The sequence below is a fragment of the Actinoplanes cyaneus genome (assembly GCF_016862095.1).
Lineage (GTDB): Bacteria > Actinomycetota > Actinomycetes > Mycobacteriales > Micromonosporaceae > Actinoplanes > Actinoplanes cyaneus.
Genome location: NZ_BOMH01000096.1, coordinates 1 through 26,836 on the forward strand (window position 1 = coordinate 1; position 26,836 = coordinate 26,836).

The following is a 26,836-nucleotide window of genomic DNA, read 5'->3' on the forward strand; positions in this document are numbered from 1 at the left end:
AGGATCGGCTGCGTTGGTGTGGCCGGCCCGGTCCACGATCGCGGCGGCGTCGGCGAGCAGGATTGGCCAGGCGGCGGCGAGGGTTTCCCGGACGTCGCAGTCGCCGCATCCGCAGTACGGGCCGACGGCGGGCGAGCCGGCATCGAGGTTGCCGGTCTCTTCTGCCGCGTCCATGGCCTCCCCGCAGGCCTGCAGGTGAGCGATCGCGGCTCGGTGTGCCTCCTGGCCCGCGTCACGGATTGCGGTGGGTGCGGCTGGCCGGGTTGTCGGCCCGGTGGAGGGTTCGGGGGGTGCGAGGCGGAGGCGGTCGGGGCGAGACGGGAAAGGAGCGGTCATGGTGCTCTCCTCCAAACATGTGCGGCAGGCGCGCCATCGGCGCATCTGATGCCAAGATTGGAGGAGGTCTGTTGACCGCTGAGTTGACGTTTCTGTTAACGGTGACGCTGCTTAGGGGCGCCCACAAGGCAGCTCAAGAGCCGGAAATGGCTTCTGTCAGCTTTGCCCGGAAGGTCGGCTATCCGGCGAAGGTCCCGGTGTTGAGCAGGTCCGGTACGAGCGTGCGCAGCCAGGTGTAGGTGCTCGGTGCCAGGTCTTCGGGGTACTCGGCGTCCCGGGCGCGCATTAGTTCTCCGACCAGGTTCCGCAGCTCGGCCATGTTGCCTTCGGCGTGCTCGACGCGCATCAAATCCTGCCAGGGGCCGTCGTCGCCGCGGTCCGGGTCGGCGGCCCAGGCTTGCTGGATCGCCCACCGCGCGTTGGTGTAGTCGGCGGTGTCCAGGTAGATCTGGGCGAGCCGGTGAGCAGTGTCGACGACTGCCGACACGATGTGTCCCGGATACAGGTCCGAGGACGGCAGCCAGGCGTACGGGTTGCGGGCACCGACCGCGTAGGCCCTGTCGGCGCCGTCGAACGGGACTCCGTGGACCAGCTCGAGGGCGGCCCGCAGGTAGGTAATGCCGGCCGGGCCCTGGCTTTCGCCGCGGGCGCGGGCACGGCGGAACAAATGCCAGTCCAGCAGGTAGCCGGGGGTGAGCCGATACACCCGGTCGGAGCCCATGTCGGGCAGCCACAGCTGCCCGCTCGGGGCTTCTCCCAGCCAGCGGCGGACGCGGGCGATCGCGACCCGCCGCGAGGACGGCGAGATCTGCTGGTCAGGCCACAACGCTTCGCTGATCTGGTCGCCGGTGATACCGCGGGCTCCTCTGCCGGCGAGCAGAACCACGATTTCGGCGTAGAAGCGGCGCCGGTCGGGTTCGGTGCCCGGCGCGGTGACGGTGACCGGCCCGAGGATGCTGATCAGGGGACGGCTCGGGTCTTGCTCGTGCCAGGCCTGCAGGTCGGCGTCGAGGTCGGGGTCCGTGAGCTGGTGGCGCTGCCGCGGCACCACGGGAGTCTCCCGGCGGGCCGGCGGCAGATCGCTGATCGGGACGACGGCGGTGATCGGATCAGCGGTGGAAGCGCTGGGCTGGACTTCCTGGACGTCCGGGACGCTCTGCTGCGCCTGCGCCTGCTGCTCTTGCACCGGGGCTGCCAGGTCCGGCTCAGACTTCTGCGGTTGCGGGTCGGCGGCGAACAAGTGGTGCGGCAGGAGGCTCCCGGCAGCGTCGGTGCCCTGCGCCCACGGTTCGGGTTCCGGTGCGGCCGGAACCGGTTCGTCGGCCGCCAAGCGAGCCTGGGTCATGATCTCGGCGAGCGGTTCGAGCTCGGTGCGGGGCAGCGCCGCCGCACGGACCGTCGCGGCCAGGTACGGAGCACCGCCATTGTCAGCCAGGGTGATCTGCAGGACGCCGTTGTCGAGCAGGGCCAGGGTGTGCCCGCCGCCGGGCGTCGTGCCGAGCGTGGTGGTGGCCACTACCGTCGCGACCGAGCACCGGCCGGCGTCGTGCAGCTGCCGGCCGAGTTCGTCGAGCTCGGTCCGGTCGGTGTCGGCGGGGTCGGCGGCGAGCAGGATCTGCGGCGCCCATGCCTCTCCGCTGTCGGTCAGGCGCCCGGTCAGGGTGTCGCCGACTCCGGCGGCGTGCAGCGCGGCGGTGACGGCCGTGCAGCGACGGCGGAGCCGGCTGGTCGCCGCGGTGAGCGCCGCAGTGGCCTGGATCCGGTCGGGGTTGAGCGCGGCGAGCAGTTCTGCCTCGTCCTGCCCGAATCCGGCGATGGCGATCTCGGCGTCGTCGGACCAGCGGTTGCAGGCCAGTTCGACGATCAGGTACCGCAGCAGCGCGGCGGTGTTGTCGCTGCTGCCAACGATGCTGACCTGCCCGAGCCGTTCCAGGTCGAGCAGCAGGTGCTGCCCGGGTTGTGAGCCGATGGTCACCAGGGCGGGCAGTGGGGTCAGGTGGTCGCCGGGTTCGGCGAGCTCGGCGTCGGCGGGCAGCGTCCAGGCGGTGCCGTCGGCGGTCCACGGTGCGGGCGGGTTCGGGCACGGCCGGGTCAGGATGAGGCTGATCACCGGTGCGGGCGGTTGGTTCGCGGTGCCGCGGCCGGTGGTGATCCACGCGCCGGCGATGTCCGGCAGCTCGTGCGCGGCGCGGCCGGTGAGTCCGGCGGCGAGGTTGCGCAGCGCGGCGTCGAGCCGGTCGACGTCGGCGGGCTGCTCGGCGGCGCGCATCACCTGCTCGGTGCCGCCGCGCGCCGGGTGCGGCAGACGCCTACCGGGTCGGCGATGCTGCCGCTGGATCCGGCGGCGCCGGTACAGAGCGCCCAGCAGCAGCGCGGTCAGGATGCCCGCGCCGGCCAGGGTGCCGGTGGTGACGACCTGCCCGGCGTCGTCATCAGTGTCGCTGGCCGGGGCCGCCGCTGCCTGGTCGGCGGAAGCCGGCTGCTGTGGTGCCGACGGCGCCGGTGACGCCGTGGCCGCGCGCGACGGGCCGGCCGGAGCGGGGCGTTCTGCCGGGGCGGAACTCGCCGTCTTGGCCGGAGTCGTGGTGGCCGACGGCACGGCGGCCGGCGGGGCGGTGCTCGCGGTGGCCGGCGGCGCGGTGCTTGCGGCGGCTGCCGGGCGAGACGGTGCGGGTGGGCTGGGCACGGTGGCGCCCGGGCCGGTAGCCGGGCCGGCCGATCCCGTCGTGCTGCTGGTCGGGGGCGTCTGAGCGTTCGGTGTGCCGGTGCTGTTCGTGGCCCGTTTTTCGTCCTGGCGGTGGGGGTGCGAGGCGGTGCCGTGGGCGTGGTCGCGGGCGCCGCGGTCGTGCGCGCCGGCGGGCATCGTGATGCGCCAGCCGCACTCGATGTGGTCGGGGAACCGGTGGTCGCGGCGTTCCAGGCCGGGGTTGGCGTGCGCGAGTTCCGGGTAGCGGTCGGCATCGCCGAGGAAGCGTTCGGCGATCGCGGACAGCTGGTCGTTGCGGGCCACGGTGTACACGATCGGGCTCGCGACGGCGGGGCGCGGGGCGGCTGCGGCGGGCGGGGCCTGGTGCGTATCGGCGGCGAGCACGGTCGCGGCCGGAGTGTGGGTGGTGACCACGGGCGCGGCGTAGGCGGGAGCGCTCGCGGCCACCGCCGGGGATGCCACGAGCAGGCCGATCGCGGACACCAGGCCGGCGGCGATCTTTTGCGGGGTGCCGAATGCGGGCAGTTTCGGGGTGCGGATGCCGCGCAGCCGGGCGACGACTTCGATCAGCACCGGCAGGGTGAACCACGCCCACGCCGCCCACCCGAGCACGGTGATCGCGGTCAGGAACGCCGACCCGTCGTCCGGGCTGACCAGCAGCTCAGCAATCTGGGTGAGCGACGGCAGGTGCTCGGGCAGCGGGTTGCCGCCGAGCAGCAGCAGCGCCGCCGGGGCGCCGGCGACGATACCGATCAGGCCGATCAGCGCTGCCAGCCCGGTGATGATGTGCCCGCTGCGGCGTAACGCGCGACGTGCCATGGTGTGTCCCTCCGTCAGCCGGTGAGAAGCTGCGCGGCTCCGTGGCCTTCGACCGCGAGCCGGCCGTAGCCGAGGATGCCGAGGAAGACCGTGTTGTAGTGGTCGTGGACGGTCACGGTGACCTGCTGCCGGTCGGCGCTGATCGTGACCGTGCCGGTGACGCCGGCGGCCGCCAGGTACTGCTGCCCGGCGCGGGCGGCTGCGCTCGGGTCGAGGACCTTTTCGCCGGTGGCGGCGGCCCGGTTGAGGTCGATGGCCTGCCCGGCGGCCCGGGCGGCTTCGGCGGCGATGTTGTCGGCGTGTTGCAGGGTGCGCATGCGGCCGCCGCCGTCGACGGCGAGCCCGATCGCGGCGAGGATCCCGAACGCGGCGGCGGCCACGAACAGCGACACCTGCCCGTCGTCGCGGCGCAGGCGCTGCCATAGGCGCGAGATCATCCTCATGTGCGGGCCCGGTAGGCGTCGATGACGGACACGAAACTGGTGGTGATCTTGCGGGAGCCGGGCATGCCGGGCGCGGTGACGTCACTGAACCGGACGGTGCAGCTGATCGTGACGCGCACGGTGCCGACCTGCCCGGCCGGCACCGCAAACCCGGACGTGTCCACGGCCACGACCGGGCTGCAGTTGAGGCCTTGCCGGCGCAGGCTGGACCGGGCGGTGGCGAGCGCGGCGGCGTTGGCCTGGCCGCTGGTGCGTTCGAGGCTGGCGGCGCGGGCCGCGTCGTGGGCGGCCTGCTCGATCGAGCCGCCGGCGACTTCGACGCGCATCCCGATCACGGCGAGGACCAGCAGCAGGATCAGCGCCGGCGCGACGATGGCCGTCTCCAGCGCGGCGGACCCGTCGTCGCGCGGCAGCCGCGGCCGGCGGGTCACTCGACGAACCTTTCGACCGGGCCGACCGCGGTCTGGCTCACGGTCAGCCGCAGGCCGGGCAGCAGTGACGGGCTGCGGCCGGTGACGGTCACGCTGGCCTGGGTCGCGCTGCGGGTGGCCGCCACCCGGGTGCCGGTCAGCGAGTCCCCGCCGGCCCGGGCGATGAAGTCCTGGGCGCGGGCCGACCCGGCGGCGGCACTGCTGTTGTAGGCGCGGGCGGCGGTCAGGCCTTCCTGCGCGGCGGTCAGGGCGATCGACCGGGCGTAGGAGTACATCGCGACCTGGAGTGCCAGGAACATCAGCAGCATCACAGCCGGGATGACCACGACGATCTCCAGTGAGGCGGAGCCGTCGTCGCGGGAGAGGGGCGCCGTGTGCCGCCGACGAGCCCGCCTACCGGCCGGCGGCACGCTGGTGGTCAGACGAGCGACGGGAGTTTCTTGTTGACCAAGGCGAAGATCGCTGCCGCGATCGCTGTGGCCACCGTCAGCAGCACGACGCCAAGGACTACCTGTTCGACTGACAGCGAGCCGTCGTCGCGGCGCATCTTCTGCATACGGGCCCGGATCAGGGTGGTCAAGAGCAGCATCATCTCGGGCATCGGTGGCTCCTTCTGGTGGGGCGGATGTCTGGCCGGTCATGAGCTGACCAGCCGGTTCAGGAACGGGTAGCCGACCAGGGCGAACAGGACCAGAACCATGAGGCTGGTCGGTACGTAGAGCAGGGTGGTGGCTGTGTTCGCGCGGTCGTGGTCCTTGGCGCGCAGGGCCCCGCGCAGTGACTGGCTGCGCGCGACCAGGGTCTGGTAGACCTGGGCGCCTTCGTTGCCGGACAGGCGCATGATGTCGCCGACGTCGCCGAGCGCGGGTACACCGATTTCGGCGGCGACCTTGCTGAGCCCGTCCCACGGCGGGATCCCGGCGATCCGGGCGGCCTCGAGGGTGCCTCGGATGCGGTCGAAGACCCAGCCGGTGCCTACCTTGGCGGCACGTTCGAGGGATTCGACCGGGCCGTGCGCGGCGGAGCGTTCAAGGGCGACCAGGTCCAGGTAGGAGGCGACGGCCCGGCTGAATTGCTCGCGGGCCTCGGCGGCCTGCTGCCGGATGAGGATGTCGACCAGGAAGAAGAAGCCGGAGGCTAACAGCAGGGACCCGGCCAGTGGTACCACGATCGGTAGGTGCAGGCCGATCACCGACAGCAGAAACGTCATGGTCGGTACGAACAGCAGACCGACGACCGCCATCCCGATCTTCTCCAGGACGTACCGTTCGGTGCTTTTGCCCAGCAGCCGGAGTTCCTGGGTGGGCACCCGCAGCCGGTCTCCGACGCGTGCGGCCAGCCACCGGGCGATCGGCCCGTCCTGGTCGCCGGGCTGACGCGAGGGGGTCGCGTAGAGCCGTTGCAGGGCAAGGTCGAGGCGCGGCGCGGCCGGGATCGCGCCGCGCAGGCTCAGGTAGATGCCGGCGCCGATCAGGGCACCGAAGATGACGGCGGGGATCAGGCCGGTGTTCATGCCGGGTCACCGCCGGCCAGCAGTCGGGGTGCTTTCGCGGTGGTGCTCAGCTTGCGAATCCAGACGAGCAAGGCAACGAATGCTGCGGTGCAGCCGGCCATCACACACTGGCCGATGAGGCTGCTGTACGGGCGGGCATAGGGCGGGTTGATGATCAGCATCGTGAACGCGGCGATGCCCAGACAGGTCATGATCTTCGTGGTCAGGCGCGGGTCGGCGCGGCTGGCCCACACCTCGCGGCGTACCGAGATCTCCCGGGCCACACTCTCGACGATCTTGTCGAGGATGTCGGCGAGCCGCTGGCCCCGGTCGGCGGCGTGCAAACTCAGGGCCACGATCACCTCGTCGCTGGTCGGGTCGGCGAGACGGTCGGCGAGCCGGTCCAGGGCGGTGCCGATCGGCACCCCGGCGCGCAGGTTGGCTTCCAGCAGCCGCAGGTCGTTAGCCAGGATCGGGGGTGCGTCGCGGGTGCTGACCAGGATGGCCTGACTCAGTCCAAGCCCGGTCCGGACCAGGTCGGACAGCCGCCGGGTCCAGATTTCGACAGCTTCCAGGTAGGCGATCGCGTGTTGTTCCTCCGCGCCGGCGCTGAACATCCACGGCAACGCCCAGACGGCCAGCCCGGCGATGAGCCCGGCGACCGGGATGCTGGTGACCAGCCACACCACCACGACCATCAGAGCGGCCGCGGCGAGGGTGATCCGCCGGATGCGCCGCTGCCGGGTGGACAGCCCGGTCCCGGCGAAGTGTCGCAGCCGACGCAGGGGCCGGCTTCGTGCTTGCCGGGTACCGACGATGCCGGCCACCACCAGCACGAGACCAGCAGCAGCCGCACCGGTCAGCAGCGCGAACATCAGCGGCGGCATGTCACCATCCCCAGGGCTTGTCGCTCGGCTGCTCGGGGCGGGCAGGTCCACCACCGAGCAGGGTTTGCAGGTCGAACCCGCCGTATTCGAGGGCGTCGAGGATGTGCGGGCTGGGCCGGACCCCGGTCGGCATGGCCAGCTGGCCGCGCGAGGCCTTGAACAGGGTGCTGCGGGCAACACCTTGGTCGCCCTCGGCCACGCCGTTGATCTCCAGGACATCGGAGATGTAGTGCCGGTCCGGCTGGCCGCGGCGCCGCTCGACGCGCTGGAACACCAACAGGTCGATGGCCCCGGCGACCTGCATGTACGCGCTGACTGGGTGCGAACTCGCCCCGTACCGCATCAGCAGGTTCGCCAGCCGGATCAGCGCCGCATCAGGGCTGCGCGCATGCAAGGTCGACAAGGTGCCCTGCGTCGTCGACCCGGCGTCGAACAGGCTGATGACCTCCGGCCCGCGGACCTCCCCGACCACGACCCTCTGCATGTTCATTCTCAACATGTCCGGGAACAGGTCGACCAGGGTAAGTTCGCCCTCCGGCCGGCCGTGGGCGTCACGGGCGCCGAAACCCTGCCGCTCCTCGAACTCGACCACCCACGGGTGCCGGGACTTGTCGAGGGCCAGTTCCCGCTCGGTCTCCATGACGGCGAACCACTCATCGGCCGGAATCTCCGAGGCGATCGCGCGCATCGTGGTGGTCTTGCCGGACCCGGCCAGGCCGGCGATGAAAATGTTGAGGTTCCCGGCGACGGCGGCTCGCAGGAACGCAGCCAGCACCGGTGTGATCGCGCCCAGCGTGACCAGGTCGTCGAGGGTGACCTTGGTGATCCGGTGGCGGCGGATCACCACCACCGGCCGCGGGGTGACGGCGATCGCGGCGACCAGGCGCTCGCCTCCGGCCAGGCGCAGGTGCAGGACCGGCTGGGCCGTCGACAGGGACCGCTCGGTGATGCCGTCGCGGCTGGCCCGCTGCTGCAGCAACTCGATGAGCTCGGCGTCGCTGCCCGCGGCGGTGTAGGTGCTCTCGTCGATGCGCCCGTCGGCGTACTCGACGCGGACCCGGTCATGCCCGAGGACGTGAATGTTCTTGACCTCGGGGTCGTCGAGCAGCGGCTGCAGCCGGCCCATCCCGAGCAGCTGAGCGATCACCGCCTGCGCCAGGGCGTCCTGGTAGCCCGGCAGGATCTGGTCGCCTTCACCGGCCTGGATGCGGTTGTCGATGTGCTCGCGCACCACCCGCAGCGCTTCCTCGGTGGTCAAATTCCGCTGCTCGTCGGCGCCGACGGCGCGGCTGCGCACATGCTCACTGACCCGGTCGCTGACCAGTGTTTGCAGGCTGCGCACCACGTCGTAGTCGACCTCGACCGGCCCCGACTGCTGCCACGACGCGCGCGGCGCGACGGGGGCCGGCGGGCGCGGCGCGGACGCGGCCGGGCTGCCGTTGTGGTGCGCTGGCACCGGGTGCGGCCGGTACAGGCTCAGGGGGCGGTCAGGCACGGCTGGCCTCCCTCGCCCGCGGGCCGGCGGCCGTGCGCGGGGTGCGCCGCTGCTCGATCAGTGCCTGCAGCGCGCGGATTTCCGAGCGCAGTGCCCGGCGCAGGGTGGTGTTCGGTCGCGGGACGCCCGCGCCGGTGCTGAGCATGGTGGCGCTCTTGTCGTCCTCGGGCAGGTCAGCCAGCAGTGTCACTTTCACGCTCTCGTCGGCGTTGAGATAGTTGAGGATCTCGGCGGCGTCGTAGTCGCCGTCGCCGCGCACGACGACCTGGACCAGTCCGCCGCCCTTGCCGACCACGGCGCGCAGCTGCGCGAGCCGCGGCCGGGCGGCCGCCGCGGCGCTCAGCGTCCGGCCGACGATCATCAGCGCGATGTCGGCGTGCTGCAGCAGCGGGATCGGCGCGTGCAGGGCCGGGATCCGGCCGCAGTCAGCGATCACGTCGACCGGCGGGTCGGACAACTCGAGGTCACGCAGGTAGCTGCCGATCTGGTTCCAGAGCGGGACGAGGCCAGCCGCCTGCCCCGGATCGGTGACCCCGGGCAGCACCAGCCGGTACGGCGTCTGCTCGTTCAGGGAGATCAACTGCTCGCCGAACGTGTCGTAGAAAGTGCCGTGGTAGTCGGCCACCGCGAGCTGCTCGATCCCCCGGTCGGCGGGCACCTGCCCGCCGAGATACCCGGTCAGCACGGTGCCGCCCGACGGGTCGCACTCGGCCAGCAGCACGTCACGCGGCCAGTCCAGGGCCAGCGCGAGACTGGTGACGGTCGCTCCGGGTGAGGCTTTGCCACTGACAACAGCAATCAGCGCCACCGGGGTTACCTCGCCACCACGGCGATCGCGACCCGGCCCTGCTGGGCCCGGTCGAGCAGACCCGGCCCGTACGCCTCGGCCACCTCCACATCGACCACGACATTGCCGTCCGCGGCCCGCTCCCCCACCCCGGCCACCGTCGCCGGCAGCGTCAGCGGCCGCGGCAACGCCTGCGCCGCGTCGCCGCCCTTGGCATCCACGGTGACGTTGCGCGGATCAGAGGTGATCACCAACTGGACCGCCTCCCCCGGGCGCAGCGCCCGGGCCGGCAACTGCCCCGGCGTCAACTCCAGACCGACCAGCTGCTTACCCGTGCCGGGCACCGTCGTGTCGGCGACCTGCCCACCGGTGAGCAGCGTCCCGCCGAGCAGCTCGACGGCCGCGTACTTACCGACCACCGACGACTGCTGATCAGCCGGGATCGGCTCCAGCCCGGACCCGCGGTTGACCTGCACCGTCTTGAGGTCCGCAGCGGTGATCTGATGCCCAGCGGTGACCGTGTTCGCCACCGCGAGCACCGGCACCGCATCCCCGGCCGTGCGGGCGTAGGAGTAACCGCCGAGGATCGCGACGACCGTGATCACCGCTCCGGCGGCGAGCAGACCGGGGCGCCGGCGCCGCGGCATCCGCGCGGGCGCGGCCGCGCTCATCGGCAGCGACGCCGGCCCGGGGCCGGTCGGGGTGCGGGTGTCGGTCAGGCTCATCGGTTGACCACCTGTGCTTCGTCGATCTCAACAGTCGTGTTCGAGGTACGGGTCTGGCCATCGATCACGCCGGTCTGCCCGCCGCCGGCCCAGTCGACGCGCCACGACGTGGTCGCGGTGATCGTGTACCGGCCGCCGGGCTGGGTCCGGCTCGGCCGCGGATACCCGTCGTACCCGCACGTCGGCGAGTTCCGGTCCGCGTCACCGGCACCCTGCTTGGTGCCCGGCGCCGTGCACGTCACCGACTCGCCGTTGCCCATGTCCCAGACGATCTGCTGCGCGCGGGCGGTGATCGTCACGGTCAAACCGGCCGCGGACGCCGACGCGCTGATCGGACCCCACGTGTTCGGAGTGACCGTGGTCCACAGCCACACCGGGGCGGACACCAGCCCGGCCGTGCCGACCCCGATGTCGGGACCTTTGAGCGTGATGGTGGCCAGCGCGCGCCGCGCGAGCTGTTCCGGGCTCGGCCCGGCGACCGGCGCGGCGTACCAGATCAGAAGAGGTGCAGCGAAGACTCCGGTGAGGTTGAAACAGGAGGCCCAGTACCAGACGCCTTCGCCGTTGTGCGGGTCCGGAGCCGGCGCCGGAGCCGCCTTCATGTAACAGCCGGTCTGCTCGCTGTACCAGCCCAAGTCGCCGCCGTCGCACGGAATCGACGCGCCGCCACCCTTGATGTGGCAGCCGTCGCTACCACCACCGTCGGAATTCCCGCCGCCGCTGTTATTGCCGCCGCCGGTGCCACCGTCCTGACCGCCCCCGGGGCTGCTGCCCCAGGCGCCGCACTCAATGCCAATGCAGCCGCCGCCGCCGTCGTCAGCAACCGCTGCAGTCAAGGGCGACATCAGCGTGCCTGCGAACGCCGCCACTAGCAGGCCCAAGCCGAACCGTCGCTTTAGCATGACCGGTCCCTGAAGGTTTCTGACTTGGTGAACAGCCAGCCCTTGTTGCCGCCGAAATCCTTGGCCTGGGTTTCGATGATGGCGCGACGCGGGCCAGAGGGCACTGGCACCGGCGAGCTGGTCTTGGTGAAGACGAGCCGGTAGTTAGTGGCGTCGTAGCACTCGCTTACGGTGGCGGTCTTGGCCTTGAGGTCAAGTTTGGCAAGCGTGAGCGTCGACTGCGCCTCACCCTTGTAGACGGCCCCGTGGATATGGGTGTTGAGCAGGAATCTGACCACTTCTTGCTTGGCCGGGTCCACCAGGTAGCGAGTGACGTCCTTGCTCTTGTAATCGGCGGTCAGGCCGGCGGCGTCGTACGCCTGCCGGAAGGAGCGATACCGGTCGAGGATCTCGGTGGTAGCGACCGCGGCCGCCGGATCGGTGGACGGGGCCGCAGACGAGGGTGACGGCGGCGCCGGAGGTGGTGTCGCCGGGGCCTTCGTACAAGCGGCAGCCGTCAAGATCACGGCCGCCGCGACGGTCGCCGGGCGCAAAGCATCGACTGCGCGCATGCCGTTCATCGCCTCCCCGTGGCGTTGACAGGAGCGCCCGGCGATGTGCCCGTGCGCCCACAATGGATCACGCGTGGCGGGACTCTAGTGGATTGACTATTGCCCTGAACAGGCACTAACTTCGCAGCCGCGCTGATGATCACGCATGGCATGACAGAAAGTGATCAACCGACTTCCGCGACAGGGAAGCCGCCTATCCGGCAAACCGGGAGGGTGTGGCAGACCTCTGGATGCCGGACCTACGCGCAGTAGTCACTAGGTAGCGCCATGAAGTCCAGGCAGGGGCGGCACTTTCCCATGAAATTGACAGTAAGTAATTGTTCGGCAACGTTCCGATCGTTCCCGAAGGGCGGGACGGTAGCGTCGCGTTGTGAGACGCAGCCGTGAACGATCAGCCCGCCGAGCGCTCCGACCAGGCCTCAGCGACCGATCCGCGGATCCGGCTCCTGACCTTCACGCGGATGGTGTCGCCCCTGGCGTGGCTGCGGGCGATCGCCACCACCTACCTCGTCGCGTACGGCGAGCCCCGTCAGCGCCGCTGCCCGGCCTGCGATTTTCCAGTGCTGGGCCGCGGCGGACCGACTACGACGATCACTGGCAAGTGCGCGCGCTGCCGAGCTCCGCTGGGCCCAACTCCGTGGCTGCTCGAGTTCGCTGTCCTGGCCACCGGGCTGGCCGTGCTGTCACGCGTCGGGCCGCTGCAGGTCGCCGCCTACTGCTGGTTCGCGGTCCTGGGTGTTCTGCTGGCCGTCATCGACCTCGCGGTCTGGCGGCTTCCGCACGCGCTTACCGCGGCGTGGGCGGCCGGCACCCTTGCCGGGCTGCTGATCCCGGCGGTAGCCCAGCACCGCCTCGGCGACTGGCTCCAGGCGCTGGCCGCGGGCCTGGTCAGCCTGATGTTCTTCGCTGTGCTGGCATCCGTCCGGCCCGGCTCCATGGGATGGGGCGACGTCACGGCCGCCGGCGTGGTGGGCATCGCGGTGGGCTGGTGGGGCTGGTGGCCGCTGCTACACACGCTGGTCCTGGCCTACGCCGGATTCGCGGCTTACCTGATCGTGACCCGTCGGCGCCGCGGGCCGTTCGGCCCCTTCCTGATTGCCAGCGCCTTAGTGATCATCGTTGCCTCGGCATCCAGCGGATGATCACTGCTGACACCGGTGAGGTCGTGGCCTTCATCGGGTACGGAGCGACCTGGTGCACTGTCGGCGTTTAGACAGCAGAGACACTGGTCTTCCGTCTGTGGTAGGCCGGTGCAGCTCACACGGCGGCACCGATCCGGGTAGCAAGATCGCGTAGGCCGGCCGGGGTAGCGGTCGGGGCGTACAGCAGACGCGAGACCAGTTCACGCACTGACGGCCGGTCTACTTCCCCGGGTGCGTGCTGTTCGGCGGCCAGCAGCGCTTGAACGGCCTGAGCCGGCCGGTCGTGGGCGGTCCAGGCCCGGGCGGTGTCGAGCAGGTACCGGCCGTAGCGTTCGGCGGTGGGCAGTTGGTGCGATTCGACGGTGGCGGCTGCCTGCAGGGCGGCCGCGGTATCACCGGCCGCGGTGTAGACGCCGATCTTGTAGATGGCGACGGTGGTTGGACTGAACGGGATGACACCACGGGTGGGTGCCTGCAGACGGGCCGCCGCGGCGGTGGCCTCATCGAGGTAGGTGGTCGCGGCGCCGGCATTGCCGGCCTGGGCGGCGCTGTACGCGGCGGTGCACAGCAGGTTGCCGTACGCGCCGAGCAACGCGTCCGGGGCGGCGCCGCGATCGGCATTGAGGCCCTCAGCGGTTGAGGTGAGCAGAGTGAGCGCTCCGTCGTGGTGCCCTTCACGGCGCATGGCGATGGCCACTGTGTGCGTGGCCGAGGCGAGTGCGGCGCTGTCGTCGACCTGCCGGGCCGTGCTCAGCGCCCGGTCGGCGAGCACCCAGGCGATGGCGTCGTCGCCGAGCTTGGTGCAGACCGAGGAGGCCAGCACGTACGCGCGGACCAGCATGACCGCGAACGTCTCTCGCACATGGTCGCTGGCCTGGGTGTGCGCGGCGTGCAGTCCGGAGAGCAGGCTGGGCAGGGCGTGGGTGAGTGTGGCGTAGCGGGCGGCGTGGTAGGCCTGACTGGCACGGGTGAGCAGGGCCGCCGCGTCGTGGGAGCTCAGTGGGGTGCCGGGGTGTGCGCCGGCGAACAGCATCTTTTCCAGGCCGTGTGGTGTCGTGGTGGGGTTGGCCAGGCCGGTCAGCGCGGTGGCGGCAGCTCCGGTCAGGAGGGTACGTCGTCGCAAGTCGGTTCCTCCGGGCGTGCTGATCTCTGATCCGCGGAGCGTAACCGGCGGGGACGGGGGTCGCGCTACACCCGCGCCCGATGTGCCCGGCCGAGCCACCCGTGAAGGGGACAGACCGAGATAGTGCGCGGGGATGCCCAGTATGTCGGCCAGGCGCCGCCGCACCTTCGTATCGTCGATCAGGCCGCCGCCGGCTTCCAACCGGCAGATGGTCGACCCGGAGCAGCCGTAGCGGGCGCCGAGCTCTTCCTGGGTCCAGCCGACGGCTTCGCGGACCAGCCGGACAACAGTTCCCGGCTGGTCACCCTCGACGGCGGCCTTCAGGCGTGGGGTGTTCCACAGCGGATGTGTGGAGGCTAGGCGGCCGGACTCGGCATCGTCCATGCCGCAGAAGGTACCTAATCGGGGTGATCGAGGCACGGCGGCTGGTTTGCAGGTTGTGCAAACCAGCTGCAGAGCGTGCAGGACAGCTGTCGCTGGGCGGGGTGGATACGCGTTGATGGATGCATGCCACTTCACACCTTCGCGGCCGCAGGGCGGCCGACACAGCGAACGGCAGAGACCGCCGCGGATCCGGTACCACTGACGGTGCCGCGTCGCCTGGCCGGCGCCCTCGCGCAGGTCTGCACGCTCGAGATGGACGGCCACCAGTGGTCGGCGGGCAACGTGACTGCCGCCCGCGCCGCCGTCGCCGCGGCCGGCGACCTGGCGCTGGTCACCGGGCTGCGCCAGCAGTTGGCGCGTGACCTCGACGGGCCCGGCTGGGCGCTGGTCACTCTGCCGCCCGAGTTCGCCGACGAGGACCTGCAGGTGGTCTCGGCAGCCGTGCTCGCCCTGATCGGCAAGCCGTTCTATTCCATCGAGCAGGAAGGCCGACTGTGGATCGGCGGTCCGTCCAGCCCTCACCGTGACGCCGCCTCCTTCGGCGGGTTCGGGGCGCAGCCGGTGCATGTAGACGCGCCGAACGTCGAGCACGTGCCGGACTACACCAGCCTGCTGGTGCTGCGCCCGGATCCGGGTGACGGCGGCCAGACACTGCTCGCCGACCTGCAGTCCACGGCGGCTGGCATGACTGAGGCTGACCGGGGGGTGCTGCGCCGCCGCGAATTCTTCGAGGGGCGCGCAGATAGGCTGCTCGGTGTCGGCGCGCCGTTGTTGCCGTTCCCGATCCTGGACGAGGATCCCGCCGGAGGGCGGCCGTGGATCCGCTGGGCAGGCAAACTGCTGCACGACTCGCGTAACCAGCAGCACCTACCCGTGCTTCGCCGGTTCGCGGCCGCGATCGACGCTCACACGCACAGCGTGGCCGTCGGGCGGGGCCAGCTGCTGATCGCCGACCAGCAGCGGATTGCGCACGGCCGCACCAGCCTGGGCCCGCCCAGGTCAAGCGGTCACCCGCGCTGCCTGCTCCAAGCCAAAATCTGCCACGACATGTTCGCGCCCGCGCAGACCGCGCCGGTGGTGCGCCATGGGTGACACGTTCGACGTGGCCGTTGTCGGTGCCGGCGTCATCGCGCTGGCCGTCGCCGAGCAGCTTCTCACCGCTGGGCTGACCGTCGCGGTCGTCGGCGAAGCCAGTGGCCTTCATCCCGGTCATGGCAGCCGCGCCGCCGGCGCGATGCTCTCCACGTTCTCCGAGATCGAGGCTGGGCACGACCCGCAGCGGGTGAAGGTGGAAACCGGTGAGCGGCTCGCCGCACACGACGCCTACCCGGCCTGGCTCGACCGGCTCGCCAGCCCGGGCCATCGGCCTGAGCTGACTTCAGGAACGTGGGTGCTCGCCGCCGCGAACCGGGCCGGAGACCTGACGCCGATCCAGGCGGCGGCCGCGGCGGCCGGGCACAACGTCGAGCAGCACCCGGGGACCCAGATTCCGGGTCTGCGCGCGCCCGCGGGCAGTCAGGCGTTGTGGTTGCCCACCGAAGCCCGTATCGACAGTGGCTTGCTGATGAACGCTCTGACCGCCGCGGTCCGCCGGCACCCGAACGCGACCTGGTACGACACCACGGCCGTCGCGGTGAGCCCCGGCTGTGTGCGGTGCACCGATGCCACCGAGATCCGGGCCGGGCGCATCGTGCTGGCCGCAGGCGTACAGACCGCCGCGCTGCTACCCGGCCACGGTTGCCGGATCGGTGTCCCGCCAATCCTGGCCGGCCGTGGTGTCAGCATGCTGCTGCACGCCCCGCAGGTGAGCGTGCCGCACGTGGTACGCACCCCGAACGCGGCCTTCGCGTGCGGCACGCATCTGATGCCCCGCCACGACGGCAGCCTGTACCTGGGCGCGACGAACCGGTTGAGTGTCGACCCGGACCTCGGGCAGAACGCCACCCTCGACGAGATCGCGGTGCTGGCCACCGACGCGGCCCGCCACCTCGACCCGCGGCTGACCACAGCCCAGCTGAAACAACATCGCGTCGGCTACCGGCCCTACACTGCGGACCACCTGCCGCTGATCGGACGCACCAGCGAGCCCAGCCTGCTGCTGGCCACGGCCACCTACCGGTGCGGGATCCTGCTCGCCCCACGGCTGGCAGCGCTGCTCGCCGACGAAATACTGCACCCGGGCGCGCTGGACGAGCACCCGTACCGGGTGCTGCGGCCCATGCCGGCACCGGACCTGCCTGCCGTCCTCGACACCGGTGCCAGCACCGCGTTGATCGAGCACCTGATCCAGGCCGGTGCGGTGCTGCCCCCGCACGTGGCCGCCCAACTCGCCGCGTTCACCGACGTCATGCTGCGCGAAGCGGCCGGCCAGGCCACCGCGGCCGGGCATGCGCTGCGCCGGCTGTGGGGCATCGCCCCGGTCGTGGAGTCCGTGCCCGCCCTGTTCGAGCTGCCCGCCCGGCTGACCGGTGGTGCCCGATGACCACACCCCAGCAGGCGCCGCCGATGACGCAGACGATCCTGGACACGATCCGGGAACTGCGCCCGCACCTACCTATGATCACCGTGTCGAGCACCCTGACCGAGCTTGGCCTGGACTCCCTGGACCGGTTGCTGGTCGCCACTGCTGTCGAGGCCAGCACCGGCGCCTGCATCACCGACGCCGCGCTGACCGCCGCGATGACCATCGCCGATCTGGCGCACGCGGCCACCAGCACCACCGCCGCGCCGCCGCCGCCGCCGACGATGCTGGGCATCATCGACCCGGACGCGGTCGTCGGCGCGGGGACCCGATTGTGGCACCAGGCGCAGGTCGCCGCCGGTGCCGTCGTCGGTGCCGACTGCACCCTGGGCAAGAACGCCTATGTGGGTTCCGGCAGCCGGATCGGGGACCGGGTGAAAATCGGCAACGGCGCGAACCTGTTCGGCGTGATCGTCGACGACGACGCGATGATCAGCCCGATGGTCGGCTGCTTCGAGGATCCGGCGCCACGCGCCACCGTCGACGGGCGCCGCAAGAACGCCGGCGAGTTCACCGCCCGTCCCGTGCGTGTAGGCCGGCACGCGAGCGTCGGCGGCGGCGCGCTGCTGGCTCCCGGTGTCAGCATCGGCGCCGACGCGATGGTCGCGGTTGGTGCCGTGGTACACCGCGACGTGCCCGCCCACGCCCTGGTCGCAGGGAACCCGGCCCGTCAGTGCGGCTGGGTGTGCACCTGCGGGTGGACCCTGAACGCCGACTTGGCCTGCCCCGGCTGCGGCCGCACCTACCGGCCCGATCAGGACACCATCGTGCCCGCCGCCGGTTCCGGCGACCGATAGTGATGCCCGGCGACGGTCACCCATTCGTGCCGCCGCACGGCGGTGACGTGCACCGACCGGACCGTTTGACTAGCGTCGCCGGGCATGACCTCAACTCCGCTGTCACCTACCGACTACTACGCGACCCTGCCCAAGTGCATCACTGGCGCCGGTCTGTACCTGCACGACGAGCAGGGCCGCGTGCTGCTCGTCCACCCCACCTATCGCGCTGACGGCACGTGGGAAATTCCCGGCGGCGGCCTCGACGACGGCGAGAACCCGTGGCAGGCCGCCGCTCGCGAGGCCCGCGAGGAACTCGGCCTCGACCTGACCCCGGGCCGGCTGCTCGTCGTCGACTGGGTCCCCGCCCAGCCCGACGGCCGGCCGGCCCTGGCCAACTACCTGTTCGACGGCGGCCAGCTCACCAGCACCCAACTGGAACAGATCCGGCTGCCTACCCACGAACTCAGCGAATGGAGGCTTACCACCCCGGAGCAGTGGCCGACGCTACTTGCCGATCACATGGTCCGCCGTCTGCAGGCCTGCACCGAAGCCCTGGACACCAAGAGCACCGCCTACCTCAACCACGGCCGGCAACCCACCATCTCCGCGCGCTGACGCCTACGCTGCACCGTTGCCGGGCGGGCCGCCAGTAACGAAAGGGACCGCACCCGCGATGATCACCCCGCCCAGCCTGACACGCCGCCCCGCCGGCGCATTGCCCAGAACCGACACGGTCGCTGCGACCGACCAACGCCCCCACACCCGGTACCGTCGCGGGCCCGGCCGGCTGAGGGTCGCCGTGATCGGACTCGGGCACATGGGCCGCCGGCACGCCGCGGTGCTGCACCGGCTCGACCATGTCGAGCTGGCCGCCGTCGTGGACCCCGCAGGCGACCCCCACCACGCAGCCGGCACCGCAGTGCTCCTGCCGAGCATCGACGACCTTGCACGACGCCACATCGACTACGCCGTCCTGGCCTGCCCCACCGCCGCACACACCGCAATCGGTGAGGAACTGGCCCGCCTCGGCATAGCCACCCTCATCGAGAAGCCCCTAGCCCACGACTTGCCCGCAGCCCTGCGGCTGCAGAAGGCCTTCACCGGGTCCTCAGCAACCGCAGCGATCGGGCATATCGAGCGGTTCCAGCCTGCGGTGGCCGCAATGCGGCAACTCCTCGCCACCGGCCACCTCGGCGACATCGCCGAGATCAGCACCCAGCGTGTCAGCATGCACCCCGGCCGCATCACTGACGTCGGCGTCACCCTCGACCTCGCAATCCACGACATCGACCTCACCAGCTGGCTGACCGGCCACCGCTACACGCACATCACCGCCAGCACCCGCCACCACCTCGGCCACGCCCACGAGGACGTCCTGACCGCGACCGGACACCTCACCGACGGCACCATCGTCACCCACCGCGCGAACTGGCTGACCCCCACCGCCACCCGCCTGATCACCATCACGGCCGGCGACGGCTGCCTCACCGCCGACACGCGCAGGAACACTCTCTGGCACTACCAACACCACCACAGCGCGCCAGTGCCGGTGCTATCCGGCGATCCACTCACCACGGAGCACCACGCCTTCGCCGCTCTGCTCGAAGGACATCCCAGCACCATCGCTGACCTCACCGCCGGAGTACACGCCGTCGCGGTAGCCGACGCAGCCCGGCAAGCAGCCGCTACCGGCCACCCCACCACCATCCCTCACTAAGGGGGTTGCTCCCCGCACCCAGTCACTCCTGGCTGGAACCCAGGCCCCTCGCGGTGCCATCAGCATGAGGCCGCATCTGGACCGGGCGGCCAAAACGCGGCGAGGACCGAACCTGCCGACCCCGCCGTCCGCGGGACCACTACCGCGGTCGGCAGGTGTGGTGGCCCGAATGGCTCAGGAGCCGCGATTGCAGGTATCCCGCATCGGGCTGGGCCAGGTCGGGTGTGAGCAGCCCACCCGGCACCGGGACCGCCCGCAGCGGGGCGGCGAGCTCGATACCCGCGCACCCGTCGGCCACGAGCCACCTCACGCTGGCAAGCATCTGGGCGATGCGGTCAGCCCCGCGGCGTTGCTGGTAGAAGGTGATAAGCCGGTCTATCAGTGCCCGCCCGGCACGAGCTGTGCTGGTAGAGCGCGACGGCCCGCAACGCGATCGCCAGGAATCGACGCGGCTGATCACCGATGCTGGCGGCAAGACGCTCGACCCCGCGGCAGGTCTGCGCAGCGCCGGGATCACCTACCCAGATGGCCAGATCGGCGCGGACCGTGCTCGCGGACAGCAGCCGGTCGACGGGCACAGGTTGCTGCTGCTCGGCGACAGCGGCCGCCCGGATCCCGGCCGCGACCGCCGCGTCGTCACGGCCCAGCCGCAGCAGCGCCTCCGCCAGCAGGATCAGCCGGTCCGCGCCCGGCATGGCGCTGCGCTGCAACTCGCGCAGCGCAGGACCGGCGTTGACGAGGATGGCCTGCCGGAACCGGTCGACGCTCGGCACCGGCTGATCCACGCTCGCGCCGGACCGGCCGCCGTCCGGCGCGGACGGGTGAACTGGGTTCATCGTGGAGTCCTCCCTGGCCGTGCGGTGTCGCGCCGCCGGTGCGGCGGTGTGCTTGGCCGAAGGCGGCGCGACCACATCCCAGCGGGCTGGCCGGTGTAGACAACCTCTGAGGTGAAGCCCGGGCACGCCAACCATGAAGGCTCCCGCCGGTCACGATGCCCTCACGGGGAAAGGGCCCGGGACCGACGGGAACACTTCCCGGGAGACTGGCGCATCGGCATGGCTCCGGCAACAGGTCCGGACCGGAAGTTGCGCGCAGCGTGCCCCATTCGAGCCCTGCTGGTGGCCGAAGTTTCGCCTGCCGCAATTTCAGCGCGCAACTTCCGCTTTCCGGGGACAGATGTCGCGCTGGCCTCGTGGTTGGGTGGGCCGGTGGACGCAGCCTCCGACCCGAAATCCGTACCGCATTCGCCGCGCTGCCGGTGTTCTTCTGCGCTGCGCACGCAGGCCGCCGCCGACGGCTGGGCGCCCACCGTGCTCATCGACGCGATCGTGGAACACTGCGGGCACAGCCGGCTGCGGGCGCAGCGGCTGGCCCACGGCTGGACCATCGACGACCTCGTCTCCCGGATACGACAGATCATGGGGCCGGACACCCGGCTCGCGGCGGCCACGGTGTCGCGGTGGGAAACCAGCGGGGAACGCCCCTCCCCTGCCTACCTGGACGCACTGTGCCAGGTGTATCGCACCGACCTGGCCGGAATCGGCGGCAACGTCGACCATTCCGGTCACGGCCAGCAGCAAGCCGGCGACCACGAGGACCGAGGCCCACTCGCCGGTCCCGCTGACCAGCTGCGCCGCAACCTGGATGCGACGCTATCCGCGACGACCGTCAGCGATGCCACCATCGACCAGTTACTCGGCGTCGCCGACCAGTACGGCCGGCTCTACAAGACCCGCAATCACCAGCCCGGCTTCCTCGCGGACCTGTTCTGCGACCTCGAGGAGGCGTGGAGACTCACCGATCGGCAACTGCCCACCGGCCAGCGCCGAGACCTGTGCTCGGTCATCGCACGACTGTCCGGGCTGGTGTCGATGGTCGCGGTCAACCGCGGCCAGCACCGGCAGGCCCGGCAGTGGCTGCACACCGCCCGGCTCGCCGCCGATGAAACCGCCGACCCGCATCTACGCGCGTGGGTGGCGACCCGGGCCGCCGTGACCGCGCTGCACCTCGGCGCCCCGGTCACCGCCACCGCAGTGGCCACCGAGGCCGAGCTGCTGACTCGCCGTCACCCGTCGCGGCTGTCCTGCCCGACGCCAAGCTGTGGCGGATCAACCGCACCGCTGACTACGGCCCGCTGAACGCAACCGCCCGCGGAATCGTCGACCTCGACCGGATACGCCGGCACTGGCCCGACATGCTGCGCATCGCCGGCTCCATCCACACCGGGCAGATTCCCGCCTACGACGCGCTGCGGGTCCTGTCGACCGGCGGAAATCTCACCCAGCTCGGCGAGGCCCTGGCCGGCTACGGGCGGATCTTCAAGACCCTGCACGTGCTGACTTTCGTCGACGACGAACCGTATCGGCGCCAGATCAAGGGGATGCGCAACCTCAACGAAGGCCGTCACAACCTGGCCCGGCACGTCTTCCACGGCCGTCGCGGCGAGCTGCACCGGGCATATCACGAGGGCATGGAGGACCAGCTGGGCGCGCTCGGCTTGGTCCTCAACTGCATCACCCTGTGGAACACCCTCTACCTGGACCTCGCCCTCGCCGGGCTGCGCGCTCAGGGCTACCAAGTCCTTGATGAGGATGTCGCCCGGCTCTCGCCGTACGTCCGCCACCACATCCGCGTCCATGGCCACTACACGTTCACCCTGCCCGACCTCGGCGGCTGCACCTATCGGCCACTTCGCGACCCTGACGCCGGCGATGACATGTAGATGTAGGCCCGCGGCCCCACCATCCAGGCAGGTGGAGGGGGCAAGCCTTCAGGAGAAGAGATCCAGTTCTGGGGCACTGGCCAGTTCGATGAGCTGCTCCACAGTGAGGGGAAGATCCTGACGTGTGGGCTGGAGTTCGTCGCCGCTGATCGCCTCGCCGGGGGCCGTGGGGGGTGTCACCCCGTTCGAGGCGCTCGCTGAGGCGACCGTGTCGCCGCGGTAGACGTGGACCTCGACGTGGCGGTATCCCGATGCCCCGCTCGTGTCGAGGATGGTGACGGTGTCGCTGTTCGGGCCAGTTCGCACGGTGCAGCTTCCGGCACAGTTCGCGGTGGCATCGGCGGCGCTCTCATACGCCGGGGCGGCACCGAATCCGATCTCGCCGGCACCCTGCTCGTCGACGACGACGGCGCCAGCGGTGATGTACGGCGGCGCCGTGTCCGCGGGACGTTCCGGGTCGAAGATCCGCCCCGGATACGCCTGTAGCGGCATGATGTCGCCCGGCGACGACGAGGACCGGTAGTAGGTGACATCGGGCAGCAGCGGCGGCACCGCCGCGGCCAGGTAACAGCTGATCCGGGCGGCGGCATGGTCAGCCGGCTCGGCCGGGATCCGGATCGGGTAGTTGTTCTTCTCGTTGACGACGGTGGTGGGCTTGACCAGCGGGCTGGTCGGCTCGGCGCTGGCGATCCTGCAGTACGGTGCCGCGTCCAGCGTGGACCAGCCCGGCCCGGCCACCGCGTACGGGGGCGGTGCCGGTGTCAGGTCAGCGCTGCGGTGCGGCAGCGCGAGCGAAACACCGCCGACTGCCACAGCGGCCACGGCCGCAGCGGCGCCGGCCACGGCGAACCGGCGCCGCCGACGGGCGCGGCGGCCGCCGGCCAGGACCTCGTCGTAGGTGAACGACAGCGGCGGCTCGGCGCCGGTGTAGGCCACGAGCGCGTCGTGGATGTCTGTCTCGGGGTGATCGGGCACGTCTCACAGCTCCCTTGGCTGGACGGAGCGGCTCATCGCCGCGCGTAACGCAGCGAGGCCCCGGGCGGACTGGCTCTTGACGGTGCCTTCGGCCATCTGCAGCACCTCGGCGACGTCAGCGATCGACAGGTCTTCCAGATGCCGCAGAACCACGACGGCGCGCTGCTGTGCAGGTAGCCGGCGCAGCGCCTGGCTCAGATCCTCGTGCGTGTCGGCCTGCCGAGCCGGCGCGTCCGGCACCTCGGCGACGACCTTCTCCCGGCGGTGCTTGCGCACATGGCTCAGATAGGTGTTGACTAGGATCCGGCGCACGTAGGCGTCGACTGACCCGTCGCGCACCCGCCGCCACCGTGGGTACAACTTGACGAAGGTCATCTGCACCAGGTCGTCGGCGGTATGCCAATCCCCGCACAACGCGTAGGCGATACGACGCACGGAGCTCACCTGCCCGGCGAAGTACGCCGCAAAGTCAGCATCCGGCTCGGTCACGATCGACACCTCTTCCTCTTCGGCGATCCGTTAACTCACGCCGAAGGGCGAAAGGTTCAACCCAGGGGTGATCTTTTCCTTGAGCGCCGCACTGCTACCAGCGCATGGTCGCAGTGGCCGGAGCAGCGGCGCCCGTGGGGAAGGAGGGCTCGCAGCGGCTACTCGCCCGCGCCACGCTGGAGAACCTGATCCTGGAGGCGCTCACGAAGTGAGGCGTGCTCGGGCGTCTCCGGTTCGTCGCCCTGCGGGATCAGGGCAGGCTTGGGCCGCAGCGCCATACCTCCGGCCGCGGTGCCCTGCTCCGCTTCCGCCTCCGCGAACGCCCGGTAGAGCGAGGCCACTGACGGGGCACAGCCCGCGTTCTTCCCGGTCTTGATGGTGAGCTTCTTGGCGATGTCCGGTACGGGCACGCCCTTGTCCTTGAGCGCGAGGGCGAAGGTGAGCGAGTCGTCGTCGATGACCTTCGGCCGGCCACCGTGGTTGCCCTTGGCCGCAGCGATGACCTGCCCTTCGAGGGTCTTCTCCCGGATGTAGTTGCGTTCGATCTGCCCGGCAACGGCGAGCACGGCGAAGAACATGGCGCCCATGCCGTTGGGGTCGTAAAGGCCGGTGAGCGGGCCGGTCAGCAGTTCGAGCTGGATGCCGCCAGCCTGCAAGTCGGCGGACAGGCGTCATCAACTCGGCGGCATTGCGGGCCAGACGCTTGAGTTCGTGGACGGTGATGACCACCGGGGTCTCGGGCGCGGCCTCCTTGAACTGGTGAGCCAATGCCAGGGCCTTCTCCAGCTCGGGCCGGACCTTGACCCGAGTGCTGATCTGCTCGGAGAAGATCTTGTGGCACTCGGCCCGGCGCAGCGCTTCGAGCTGGCTGCCCAGCTCTTGGCGGGCGGTCGACGTACGGGCGTACCCGATCCGTTTCTCACCGCTGGAAGATCGTTTGCCGTAAGCCAGGGCTGACGGTGGAGGAGCAGATCACCAGCATCGTTGATCGGCTGTTCGACTACGCCCCGATGATCGGCGACGTCGCGGCGGAGCTCGACCGGATTGATGGCATGCCGGGTGCAGCGATCATGCAGGTCGTTCGGGTATTCGAACATCCTGCAGCTAAGGCTGAGGAACTCAGCCACCCTGTCGACGTCCCGGCAAAGCCGCTGGAGCAGCCATCCCTGCTGGGCTGGCATCTGAATGCCCGCACCTTGACGTTCCTCCAGCTGACCCGCGCTGAGCTAGACGTCGACGAGTACGGCTACTGATCTCGACAGTGTGTCTATCAGGTGACGGCCTCTTCCAAGCCGCCGAACGCCTTGACTTCGTCTCAGCTTGCCGTTTAACCCCCGGCTCCAACCTGACGTCCCCCGCGGGCCAGTCCGCTGCGTCACCCAGGGCCTTGTGCTCCCTACTTCTCCTCCTCGGTGTGGCAGCCGCTGGGACTACGGCGAGTACCGGCGATCGAGCCGGGCGGGTGGCGACAAGCCGCGACCGCGCGTTGTCTGCGGCCGATGAGGATGCGTGCGGTGCTCGGCGCCCACGGCCAGCACGCCGAACCCGCAGCAGCCGAGGCTGCACTTCCCGGAATTAGGACGTCGTACCTAAAGCCGTGCCGGCATCAGCCGTGGTATCTCAGCGTGACCCTGCACCGGCTGAGCCGCCCGCGGTGAAGATCCCGTCCGCGGAGGCCGGCCCGGCGGCGCGGGCGGGTGCGCGGTTGCGGGTGGTGTCGTGAGCAGCGGGTCCGCGGTCCGGACGCTGGCGATCCGGTGTCCGGACTGGCCGGTGGCCGCGGCGGTGCCGGCCGGCCTCGCCGACGCGGTGGCGCCGGTCGCGGTGGTGCGCGCCAACCGGGTGATCGCCAGCGGCGCGCGGCCACGACGTCGTCCATAGGTTGCGGCGCCGCGATGCGCAGAGCCGCTGCCCGGAGCTGACGGTGGTGGCGTACGACGAGGCCCGCGACGCCGCCTGCTTCGAGCCGGTGGTCGCCGCGGTGGAGGACCTGGCCGCCGGGGTGATGGTGCTGCGGCCCGGGGCGTGCGCGGTCGCCGCCCGGCCGGGTACCACGGCGGCGAGCACGTCATGCCGCAGGCCCTGATCGAGCGGATTGGCGCGGAGACCGGCGCGGAGGCCCAGGTCGGCATCGCCGACGGTACGTTCGCGGCGCCGCTGGCCGCCCGGGCGAACCGGCTCGTCGAGCCCGGCTAACCCGGCCGGATCGGTTCAAACCCCCGGCGAGGAGAGCCCGTCACCTGCCGTGGTACCGCACCGCCAGGCCGGATCACCTGGTCCGGTGATGCCGGTGTTCACCTCGACCACGGCCTCCCACGCACGAGGGCGTGAACCGGATGCCGGCGGCGTATCCGCAGCAGGATGGTGATCACACTGCCGGCACAGATCAGGAGGAACCCCAGCACGATCAGCCGGATCACGGGCGCTCCGGTCGTCGGGAGCGCGCTGCCGCCGCCGCCCGTACCAGTGCCGGCTGCCCCGGTTGCCGAACCGGCCGAGGCGTGGCCTGCCACGGAACTGGTCGATGCCGAACCGGTATGGCCTCGCACCCCAGGTCGACTGACGGGTCCCGCGGCACGATAGGCGAACCGGTCCCGTGCGGTGGCGGCGGAGGTTCCGCCGGGAGTCACCACAGTGACATCGACCGTCCCCGTCCCAGGCGGCGAGGACACACTGCATGAATTTGCAGTGCAATGAAGATGCGTCCCTGGCAGCGTCCCGAACTTCACCGCCGTCGCGTCGGCAAGGTCACGTCCCGTCACGGTTACGGTGGTGCCACCCGCCTCGGGGCCCGACCGTGGACTCACCGCTGACACGATCGGCGCCGTACGAGCGGGTTGGAACGTGTACCGATCCGCCGCCGAGATCGCGCTCGTGCCGCCGCCGGTCCTCACTCGGAAGTCAGCGGTGCCGCGGCCGGGTGGTGTCCTCACCGCCAGAGCGGTCGGTGAAAGGAACTGGACGTGATCGAGAGTGGTGCCCGCGATGCTGACAGTCGCGGCAGGTGAGAACCCCCGTCCGGAGATGACGATGTCCGCGCCCCCGGCCGACGGTCCGACGCTCGTGGAAAGTGAGGTGATGGCCGGCTGGACGGCGGGCTTCTCATCGATGCAGGAGAGCGTGATCACCAGACCCACTTGTGGCGGTGGCACCGGCAGAGCCGGCGTCTCGGCGACTCGTTCCCCGGTACCGGGCGCACCGCAGTTCGGTGCCGACGCGGTCACCTTGTAGTAGCCGCTCAACACATCCCACCGAAAGGTGCCGGATGCGTCCGTCAGCTGAGGATTGACGGGGGGATGGTGATACGGACTGTCGGCTGCCAGGGGAAGAAACGGTCCTAGTGGCGTGGATGCCCTGAGCAGGGTGACGGTGGCGCCCGCGACGGGATTTCCTCTGCTGTCCATGATCC

At 70.8% G+C, this 26,836-nt stretch carries 30 protein-coding genes and 2 pseudogenes; 12 read left to right on the plus strand and 20 right to left on the minus strand.

From position 1 onward, the window contains the following. Positions 1–514: 514 nt before the first annotated feature. From Acy02nite_RS44440 to Acy02nite_RS44495, 12 genes are all read right to left on the minus strand, one after another. Positions 515–3,862: a LysM peptidoglycan-binding domain-containing protein gene (locus tag Acy02nite_RS44440; protein WP_203755733.1), complete on the minus strand. Its 3,348-nt coding sequence runs from the start codon at positions 3,860–3,862 to the stop codon at positions 515–517. Positions 3,863–3,876: 14 nt separating this feature from the next. Further along, a complete protein-coding gene (locus Acy02nite_RS44445; RefSeq protein WP_203755736.1) occupies positions 3,877–4,305 on the minus strand; it encodes a hypothetical protein in 429 nt (142 codons plus the stop codon). Beyond that, positions 4,302–4,736: a TadE/TadG family type IV pilus assembly protein gene (locus Acy02nite_RS44450; RefSeq protein WP_203755739.1), complete on the minus strand. Its 435-nt coding sequence runs from the start codon at positions 4,734–4,736 to the stop codon at positions 4,302–4,304. Before Acy02nite_RS44450 ends, Acy02nite_RS44445 begins: the two co-directional genes overlap by 4 nt. Next, complete coding sequence (locus tag Acy02nite_RS44455; protein WP_264653452.1) at positions 4,733–5,146, minus strand: TadE family protein; 414 nt, start codon at positions 5,144–5,146, stop codon at positions 4,733–4,735. The genes Acy02nite_RS44450 and Acy02nite_RS44455 overlap by 4 nt, the downstream gene beginning before the upstream one ends. An 8-nt stretch (positions 5,147–5,154) precedes the next feature. Next, positions 5,155–5,337, minus strand: a complete 183-nt coding sequence (locus Acy02nite_RS44460; RefSeq protein WP_203755742.1) for a hypothetical protein — start codon at positions 5,335–5,337, stop codon at positions 5,155–5,157. Positions 5,338–5,373: 36 nt separating this feature from the next. Beyond that, entirely contained in the window at positions 5,374–6,249 is an 876-nt protein-coding gene (locus Acy02nite_RS44465; protein WP_203755746.1) for a type II secretion system F family protein, read from the minus strand. Then, positions 6,246–7,115: a type II secretion system F family protein gene (locus Acy02nite_RS44470; RefSeq protein WP_203755749.1), complete on the minus strand. Its 870-nt coding sequence runs from the start codon at positions 7,113–7,115 to the stop codon at positions 6,246–6,248. Before Acy02nite_RS44470 ends, Acy02nite_RS44465 begins: the two co-directional genes overlap by 4 nt. Position 7,116: 1 nt before the next feature. Further along, the gene (locus Acy02nite_RS44475; protein WP_203755750.1) at positions 7,117–8,610 is read right to left on the minus strand and encodes a TadA family conjugal transfer-associated ATPase; all 1,494 of its coding nucleotides are present in this window, start codon (positions 8,608–8,610) and stop codon (positions 7,117–7,119) included. Further along, positions 8,603–9,418, minus strand: coding sequence for a hypothetical protein (locus Acy02nite_RS44480; RefSeq protein WP_203755753.1), 816 nt, complete (start codon positions 9,416–9,418; stop codon positions 8,603–8,605). The genes Acy02nite_RS44475 and Acy02nite_RS44480 overlap by 8 nt, the downstream gene beginning before the upstream one ends. Before the next feature lie 5 nt (positions 9,419–9,423). Beyond that, positions 9,424–10,122 carry an SAF domain-containing protein gene (locus Acy02nite_RS44485; protein WP_203755755.1) on the minus strand — a complete coding sequence of 233 codons (699 nt, stop codon included), beginning with the start codon at positions 10,120–10,122 and terminating at the stop codon, positions 9,424–9,426. Continuing rightward, a complete protein-coding gene (locus tag Acy02nite_RS44490; RefSeq protein WP_203755758.1) occupies positions 10,119–10,757 on the minus strand; it encodes a hypothetical protein in 639 nt (212 codons plus the stop codon). Before Acy02nite_RS44490 ends, Acy02nite_RS44485 begins: the two co-directional genes overlap by 4 nt. Before the next feature lie 260 nt (positions 10,758–11,017). Further along, positions 11,018–11,584, minus strand: coding sequence for a hypothetical protein (locus tag Acy02nite_RS44495; protein WP_203755761.1), 567 nt, complete (start codon positions 11,582–11,584; stop codon positions 11,018–11,020). A 374-nt stretch (positions 11,585–11,958) separates the two neighbouring features. Here Acy02nite_RS44495 and Acy02nite_RS44500 point away from each other — a divergent pair, with 374 nt between their 5' ends. Further along, positions 11,959–12,717 carry an A24 family peptidase gene (locus tag Acy02nite_RS44500; protein ID WP_203755764.1) on the plus strand — a complete coding sequence of 253 codons (759 nt, stop codon included), beginning with the start codon at positions 11,959–11,961 and terminating at the stop codon, positions 12,715–12,717. Positions 12,718–12,832: 115 nt separating this feature from the next. On the opposite strand, the gene Acy02nite_RS44505 is transcribed toward Acy02nite_RS44500, so the two are convergent. Together Acy02nite_RS44505 and Acy02nite_RS47700 are read right to left on the minus strand one after the other, a co-directional pair. Continuing rightward, positions 12,833–13,840 (minus strand): hypothetical protein, encoded by a 1,008-nt coding sequence (locus tag Acy02nite_RS44505; protein ID WP_239175862.1) that lies wholly within the window; start codon positions 13,838–13,840, stop codon positions 12,833–12,835. A 141-nt stretch (positions 13,841–13,981) separates the two neighbouring features. Then, positions 13,982–14,224: pseudogene (locus tag Acy02nite_RS47700) on the minus strand (helix-turn-helix domain-containing protein); the annotation flags it as partial. Positions 14,225–14,428: 204 nt separating this feature from the next. On the opposite strand from Acy02nite_RS47700, the gene Acy02nite_RS44510 reads away from it, so the two are divergent. The 5 genes from Acy02nite_RS44510 (at position 14,429) to Acy02nite_RS44530 (ending at position 19,241) form a co-directional block, all read left to right on the plus strand. After that, positions 14,429–15,316, plus strand: a complete 888-nt coding sequence (locus tag Acy02nite_RS44510) for a TauD/TfdA family dioxygenase (RefSeq protein WP_203755779.1) — start codon at positions 14,429–14,431, stop codon at positions 15,314–15,316. After that, positions 15,309–16,706: an NAD(P)/FAD-dependent oxidoreductase gene (locus tag Acy02nite_RS44515; RefSeq protein ID WP_203755781.1), complete on the plus strand. Its 1,398-nt coding sequence runs from the start codon at positions 15,309–15,311 to the stop codon at positions 16,704–16,706. Before Acy02nite_RS44510 ends, Acy02nite_RS44515 begins: the two co-directional genes overlap by 8 nt. Beyond that, positions 16,703–17,542, plus strand: coding sequence for a DapH/DapD/GlmU-related protein (locus Acy02nite_RS44520; protein ID WP_203755784.1), 840 nt, complete (start codon positions 16,703–16,705; stop codon positions 17,540–17,542). Before Acy02nite_RS44515 ends, Acy02nite_RS44520 begins: the two co-directional genes overlap by 4 nt. 84 nt (positions 17,543–17,626) lie before the next feature. Continuing rightward, positions 17,627–18,139, plus strand: a complete 513-nt coding sequence (locus Acy02nite_RS44525; protein WP_203755787.1) for an NUDIX domain-containing protein — start codon at positions 17,627–17,629, stop codon at positions 18,137–18,139. 58 nt (positions 18,140–18,197) lie between these two features. Beyond that, positions 18,198–19,241, plus strand: coding sequence for a Gfo/Idh/MocA family protein (locus Acy02nite_RS44530; RefSeq protein ID WP_203755789.1), 1,044 nt, complete (start codon positions 18,198–18,200; stop codon positions 19,239–19,241). A gap of 335 nt (positions 19,242–19,576) precedes the next feature. On the opposite strand, the gene Acy02nite_RS44535 is transcribed toward Acy02nite_RS44530, so the two are convergent. Continuing rightward, a complete protein-coding gene (locus Acy02nite_RS44535) occupies positions 19,577–20,077 on the minus strand; it encodes a hypothetical protein (protein ID WP_203755791.1) in 501 nt (166 codons plus the stop codon). Between the two features lie 372 nt (positions 20,078–20,449). Here Acy02nite_RS44535 and Acy02nite_RS44540 point away from each other — a divergent pair, with 372 nt between their 5' ends. Together Acy02nite_RS44540 and Acy02nite_RS44545 are read left to right on the plus strand one after the other, a co-directional pair. Beyond that, positions 20,450–21,379 (plus strand): helix-turn-helix domain-containing protein, encoded by a 930-nt coding sequence (locus Acy02nite_RS44540; RefSeq protein ID WP_203755793.1) that lies wholly within the window; start codon positions 20,450–20,452, stop codon positions 21,377–21,379. Next, a complete protein-coding gene (locus tag Acy02nite_RS44545) occupies positions 21,376–21,963 on the plus strand; it encodes a Tn3 family transposase (RefSeq protein WP_239175863.1) in 588 nt (195 codons plus the stop codon). Before Acy02nite_RS44540 ends, Acy02nite_RS44545 begins: the two co-directional genes overlap by 4 nt. A gap of 48 nt (positions 21,964–22,011) precedes the next feature. On the opposite strand, the gene Acy02nite_RS44550 is transcribed toward Acy02nite_RS44545, so the two are convergent. From Acy02nite_RS44550 to Acy02nite_RS47705, 4 genes and pseudogenes are all read right to left on the minus strand, one after another. Further along, complete coding sequence (locus tag Acy02nite_RS44550) at positions 22,012–22,938, minus strand: hypothetical protein (protein ID WP_203755795.1); 927 nt, start codon at positions 22,936–22,938, stop codon at positions 22,012–22,014. A gap of 3 nt (positions 22,939–22,941) precedes the next feature. Continuing rightward, positions 22,942–23,436: a SigE family RNA polymerase sigma factor gene (locus tag Acy02nite_RS44555; RefSeq protein WP_307872315.1), complete on the minus strand. Its 495-nt coding sequence runs from the start codon at positions 23,434–23,436 to the stop codon at positions 22,942–22,944. A gap of 149 nt (positions 23,437–23,585) precedes the next feature. Continuing rightward, positions 23,586–24,083, minus strand: coding sequence for a serine integrase family protein (locus Acy02nite_RS44560; RefSeq protein WP_203755796.1), 498 nt, complete (start codon positions 24,081–24,083; stop codon positions 23,586–23,588). Between the two features lie 58 nt (positions 24,084–24,141). Continuing rightward, a pseudogene (locus Acy02nite_RS47705) lies at positions 24,142–24,378 on the minus strand (recombinase family protein); the annotation flags it as partial. Between the two features lie 8 nt (positions 24,379–24,386). Between Acy02nite_RS47705 and Acy02nite_RS44570 the strand changes: the two are divergent. From Acy02nite_RS44570 to Acy02nite_RS47430, 4 genes are all read left to right on the plus strand, one after another. After that, positions 24,387–24,680, plus strand: coding sequence for a DUF4279 domain-containing protein (locus Acy02nite_RS44570; protein WP_344820588.1), 294 nt, complete (start codon positions 24,387–24,389; stop codon positions 24,678–24,680). 466 nt (positions 24,681–25,146) lie between these two features. After that, the gene (locus Acy02nite_RS44575; RefSeq protein WP_203755797.1) at positions 25,147–25,308 is read left to right on the plus strand and encodes a hypothetical protein; all 162 of its coding nucleotides are present in this window, start codon (positions 25,147–25,149) and stop codon (positions 25,306–25,308) included. 1 nt (position 25,309) lies between these two features. After that, positions 25,310–25,513 carry a hypothetical protein gene (locus Acy02nite_RS44580; protein WP_203755799.1) on the plus strand — a complete coding sequence of 68 codons (204 nt, stop codon included), beginning with the start codon at positions 25,310–25,312 and terminating at the stop codon, positions 25,511–25,513. Continuing rightward, positions 25,498–25,623 carry a hypothetical protein gene (locus Acy02nite_RS47430; protein WP_264653454.1) on the plus strand — a complete coding sequence of 42 codons (126 nt, stop codon included), beginning with the start codon at positions 25,498–25,500 and terminating at the stop codon, positions 25,621–25,623. The genes Acy02nite_RS44580 and Acy02nite_RS47430 overlap by 16 nt, the downstream gene beginning before the upstream one ends. Before the next feature lie 98 nt (positions 25,624–25,721). On the opposite strand, the gene Acy02nite_RS44585 is transcribed toward Acy02nite_RS47430, so the two are convergent. Beyond that, positions 25,722–26,836: IPT/TIG domain-containing protein (locus Acy02nite_RS44585; RefSeq protein ID WP_203755801.1), on the minus strand; the 1,115-nt coding region annotated here is incomplete at its 5' end.